The sequence below is a fragment of the Pseudomonas sp. GM84 genome (assembly GCF_000282535.1).
Classification (GTDB): Bacteria; Pseudomonadota; Gammaproteobacteria; order Pseudomonadales; family Pseudomonadaceae; genus Aquipseudomonas.
The window spans coordinates 1-4,026 of the sequence record NZ_AKJC01000262.1 but is presented as its reverse complement, the minus strand read 5'-3'; the positions used below and the strand labels follow the sequence as shown (position 1 = coordinate 4,026).

Annotated in this window: 5 protein-coding genes; 3 read left to right on the top strand and 2 right to left on the bottom strand. The window is 60.6% G+C overall.

Annotation, left to right across the window (positions count from 1 at the left end):
* Positions 1-39: 39 nt before the first annotated feature.
* Together cobF and PMI38_RS20315 are read right to left on the bottom strand one after the other, a co-directional pair.
* Positions 40-789 carry a precorrin-6A synthase (deacetylating) gene (cobF, locus tag PMI38_RS20320; protein WP_008097974.1) on the bottom strand — a complete coding sequence of 250 codons (750 nt, stop codon included), beginning with the start codon at positions 787-789 and terminating at the stop codon, positions 40-42.
* Between the two features lie 66 nt (positions 790-855).
* A complete protein-coding gene (locus tag PMI38_RS20315; protein ID WP_008097972.1) occupies positions 856-2,145 on the bottom strand; it encodes an OprD family porin in 1,290 nt (429 codons plus the stop codon).
* A 357-nt stretch (positions 2,146-2,502) separates the two neighbouring features.
* Here PMI38_RS20315 and PMI38_RS20310 point away from each other — a divergent pair, with 357 nt between their 5' ends.
* The 3 genes from PMI38_RS20310 to PMI38_RS20300 all read left to right on the top strand — a co-directional run bounded on the left by PMI38_RS20310 (position 2,503) and on the right by PMI38_RS20300 (position 3,949).
* Positions 2,503-2,862 (top strand): histone-like nucleoid-structuring protein, MvaT/MvaU family, encoded by a 360-nt coding sequence (locus PMI38_RS20310; protein WP_043274034.1) that lies wholly within the window; start codon positions 2,503-2,505, stop codon positions 2,860-2,862.
* Positions 2,863-3,081: 219 nt separating this feature from the next.
* The gene (gene gloA, locus PMI38_RS20305; RefSeq protein ID WP_008097968.1) at positions 3,082-3,609 is read left to right on the top strand and encodes a lactoylglutathione lyase; all 528 of its coding nucleotides are present in this window, start codon (positions 3,082-3,084) and stop codon (positions 3,607-3,609) included.
* 97 nt (positions 3,610-3,706) lie between these two features.
* The gene (locus tag PMI38_RS20300) at positions 3,707-3,949 is read left to right on the top strand and encodes a hypothetical protein (protein ID WP_008097966.1); all 243 of its coding nucleotides are present in this window, start codon (positions 3,707-3,709) and stop codon (positions 3,947-3,949) included.
* The last annotated feature ends 77 nt before the right edge of the window (positions 3,950-4,026 follow it).

The following is a 4,026-nucleotide window of genomic DNA, read 5'->3' as shown; positions in this document are numbered from 1 at the left end:
CGGCTTGCCGGCGACAGGGCCGGTACAGGCACCCGCTGATCACAGCTCCCGCCGCAACAGGTAGGTATCCATGATCCACCCCTTGCGCACCCTCGCCTCCTCCCGCACCTGCACGATGCGCTGCTTGACCGCCTGCAAAGGCCCGGCAATCAGCACTTCGTCCTCCGTTCCCAGGTAAGCCCCCCAGTAGATCACCAGCCCAGGATCATCGAGCGCGGCAAACGCACACTGCCCATCGAGCATCACCACCACGTTGTCGATCACACCCTGCTCGGCCAGGCGACGCCCGGGCAGCACGGTCAGCGGCTCGCCGATACGGTTGAGTGGAATCTGGTGCCGGGCTGCCAGCGCCTGCACGCTGCTGATGCCGGGAATCACCTGCAGGCGCAGCGCGACGCCCCGTTCGCGGACCAGGTCAAGCATGCGCAGGGTGCTGTCATACAAGCCCGGCTCGCCCCACAGCAGAAAAGCGCCGATGTCCTCGGCGCGCATTTCTTCGCTGATCAGGCGGGCGTACAGGGCGGCCCGCTGGCGATGCCAGTCATGCACCGCTTCGACATAGTCGACGGCCTCGGCATCGCGCCGTGGGTCTGCGACCTGCACCAGGCGATAACCGCCTCCAGGCCGGTAGCGCTCGAGGATGGCCTTGCGCAAACGTACCAGCTGGTCCTTATCGGCCCCTTTGTCGAGCACGAAAAACACCGTGGCACGCCGCAGTGCCTCCACAGCTTCATAAGTGACCTGCCGTGGGTCACCCGGGCCGATACCGATCAGCAGCAGCTCTTTCATCGCCTGACCCTGGAGGAGAACCAGCGGCCATTGTCGGCCGGCCGCCGGGGTTTGGCAAAAACGACCTCAGAAGATCGAGAAGTTGTAGCTGACGATGACCCGAGTCTCGTCCATGTCCCGCGCCCACTGCTCGTAGTTGCTGCGGTAGGTGGAGTTACGCAGGCGCACGCTGACATCTTTGAACGTGCCGCTCTGCACCTGGTACTTGAACTCGGTGTCGCGTTCCCATTCCTTGCCTTCGGCGTTGCTGCCCGGGACCTTGATGTGGTCACCGTTGATGTAGCGGGTGAAGAACGTCAGGCCAGGTACACCGAGCGCCTTGAAGTCATAGTCATAACGCAATTGCCAGGAGCGTTCCTGGGCAGCGGCGAAGTCGTTGACCTGAGCATAGTTGACCAGGTACGGGTTGGTGCCATCCAGGTAAGGCATGGCGCTTTCGCCGTACATGCGCTGCCAGCCGGCACTGACCTTGTGGCCGCCCAGGCTGTAGCCGAGCATGCCGCTGAAGGCACGGTGGTCGATCTCACCTGCATGGGCGTTGCCGATATCATCACTCTTGATCAGCCGCAGGTCGGCCGACAGGCTGCCGGTCGGCAGTGGCTGGTTGGCGACGAAGCCCAGGAAGTGCTGGCGGTAGATGTTTTCCAGCTCGCCGACCTGGTACTGGGCGCTGAAGCGCTCACTGAAGCGGTAGTCCAGGCCCGCCAGATCGAAATGATCGGCCTCGATGTTGCAGGCATAACGCTTGTTCTTGCAGTGCACGCGAAGGTCCTGGCGGTCGCTGGAATCCCGTGCGGTGTACTGGTTGAACCGGGCCAGGGTGAACTTGAGGTCGCGAATTTCTTCGGACGTCAACAGGGCGCCGTGGAACATGGTTGGCAGCAGACGGCCATCGTTGTACTTCAACAGCGGAACATCCGGCATCGACGATCCGTATTTCAATACGGTCTGGGATACCTTGACCTTGGCCGCCAGGCCCATCTTCGCGTATTGGTCGGCAGAGTGGCGTGGGTCATGGCCGGAAGAAGGCAACAAGCCGCTGTTACTGTCTGCCGGGCTGGAGTCGAGTTTGAAACCGAACATGCCCAATGCATCGACACCAAAGCCGACCGGGCCTTGGGTATAACCGGACTGCAGATTCAGAATGAAACCTTGTGCCGCTTCTTCACGCTTCGACGCGCCTTGACTGGAACTGCTATGGCCGTCACGAAAATCCCGGTTGAAATAGACAGTGCGCGCTTCGACCTTGGCAGTACTGTCTTCAAGGAAACCAGCGGCCTGGGCCTGGGCACCGGCACACAACAGCAACAGGCCGGCAACACGGCGCCCGGGGGCGAGAGGGAAAGGGGCAAACATGCGAGGGAACATCCAGAAGAAAGGCAAAAAACAAATCCGCGCCGAACAAGGCGGCGCGGATGCGGGAGGGTCGAACAATCGCCAACCATCATCTGAAATGATCGCGCAAACGCTCTAGTACGTGCTATTGGACCATGGTCTAAAACTCAATGGCCGCGCCTGGAAAACGCTTCGAATTTACCGCTCGAAAAACTAGCAAAGTTCCCGAATTACACTAAAAAGTTAGCGGTTTACCGGTGCCCGACAAGTGACTACACTCGATATCAGCGAACAGTTAGACCCACCCGCGTGGCCGGCGTTTATGCCTTATCAATGTTCGTCACGCCCTGCCACGGAAGACGTACAGGAGTGATTACAGTGTCCAGACTTGCAGAGTTTCGTGCTGCCGAAAAAGCGCTCCAGGAACAAATGGCACAACTGGAGGCGCTGAAAAAGGATGCCGGCCTCAAACGCGAAATCGAATTCGAGCAGAAACTAGTCGGCCTGATGAAAAGCTATGACAAGAGTCTGCGCGATATCATCGCCATCCTCGACCCGAAAGCCGCGACGCGCGGCGCCTCCAGTGCGCCGAAACAACAGCGCCGCCCGCGCGTGGTGAAAGTGTACGAAAACCCGCATACCGGCGAGCTGATCGAAACCAAAGGTGGTAACCACCGCGGCCTCAAGGCCTGGAAAGAACAGTACGGCGCCGCCACGGTGGAACGCTGGGTACGCTGATGAAACGTCAACGCCAGCTTCACACTTTTTTCACAACCGCTGGCCCAGTATCGAGACAGCTAAAGGACTAGCGACCCCACGCGCCCGCACATGCGGGCCTCTATTTCAGCGCCCTGCCTCGTGCAGGGCGCTTTCATTTGCGCAATCGCTTCACTGCCGTATCATGGCCCTCCTGTCTGTTTTGCTGGCCCCGCCGCCAGCCACGTCTCTGGAGTACCCATGAGCCTGCACGATCTGCACACCCTGCCGGGCGTTACCGCCCAACCTGACGCCGCCACCGCCCAGTTCGTCTTCAACCACACCATGCTGCGGGTCAAGGACATCGAGAAATCGCTGGACTTCTACACCCGCGTGCTGGGTTTCCGCCTGGTCGACAAACGTGATTTCCCGGAAGCGGCCTTCAGCCTGTACTTCCTGGCCCTGGTCGACCCGGCGCAAGTCCCCGCCGACGACGCCGAGCGCCACCAGTGGATGAAGTCCATCCCGGGCGTACTGGAGCTGACCCACAACCACGGCACTGAAAACGACCCTGAGTTTGCCTACCACAACGGCAACAGCGACCCGCGCGGCTTTGGCCATATCTGCATTTCCGTGCCTGACGTGCGCGAAGCCTGTGCCCGCTTCGAGGCGCTGAACGTGCCGTTCCAGAAGCGCCTGGCCGACGGTCGCATGAACCACCTGGCCTTCATCAAGGACCCGGACGGCTACTGGGTCGAAGTGATCCAGCCAGCCGAACTCAAGGGCTGATCGTTCATCGGCTCGCGCTCGTCGGGCCGGGAACTCCTGGCCACTCGCTGTGGTATATGAAGGTAACCGCTTCATACGCCACAGCGAGGTAAGGACGATGCAATCTCTTCACTGTGAATACCGCGACCACACCATCACCGCCAGCGTGATGCCCCATCCCGACTCTCCCCTGCCCTATGCCGCCGGCTGCCTGATCACCGATCCTGAAGGGCATACCAGCAAGCGCATCCCGATGCCGATGAAGTTCTTCTCCGACCTGGAAAATGCCCAGCATGTGTCGCTGGCCCATGGGCGGGCACTGGTGGATGAGCAATTGGACAAGGGGCACAGAGCCTTCTGACGCGACTGCCTGCAAACCGGCTGCCACGGATTCAGCATCGACCTCAAGGAGGATAAGGGTTCTGTGGGAGCGGGCTT

Excerpts from the sequence above, each read along its gene's own strand:
- gloA (WP_008097968.1), top strand. The coding sequence starts at position 3,082 with ATGAGCCTGCACGATCTGCACACCCTGCCGGGCGTTACCGCCCAACCT.
- PMI38_RS20300 (WP_008097966.1), top strand. The coding sequence starts at position 3,707 with ATGCAATCTCTTCACTGTGAATACCGCGACCACACCATCACCGCCAGC.
- PMI38_RS20315 (WP_008097972.1), bottom strand. The coding sequence starts at position 2,145 with ATGTTTGCCCCTTTCCCTCTCGCCCCCGGGCGCCGTGTTGCCGGCCTG.
- cobF (WP_008097974.1), bottom strand. The coding sequence starts at position 789 with ATGAAAGAGCTGCTGCTGATCGGTATCGGCCCGGGTGACCCACGGCAG.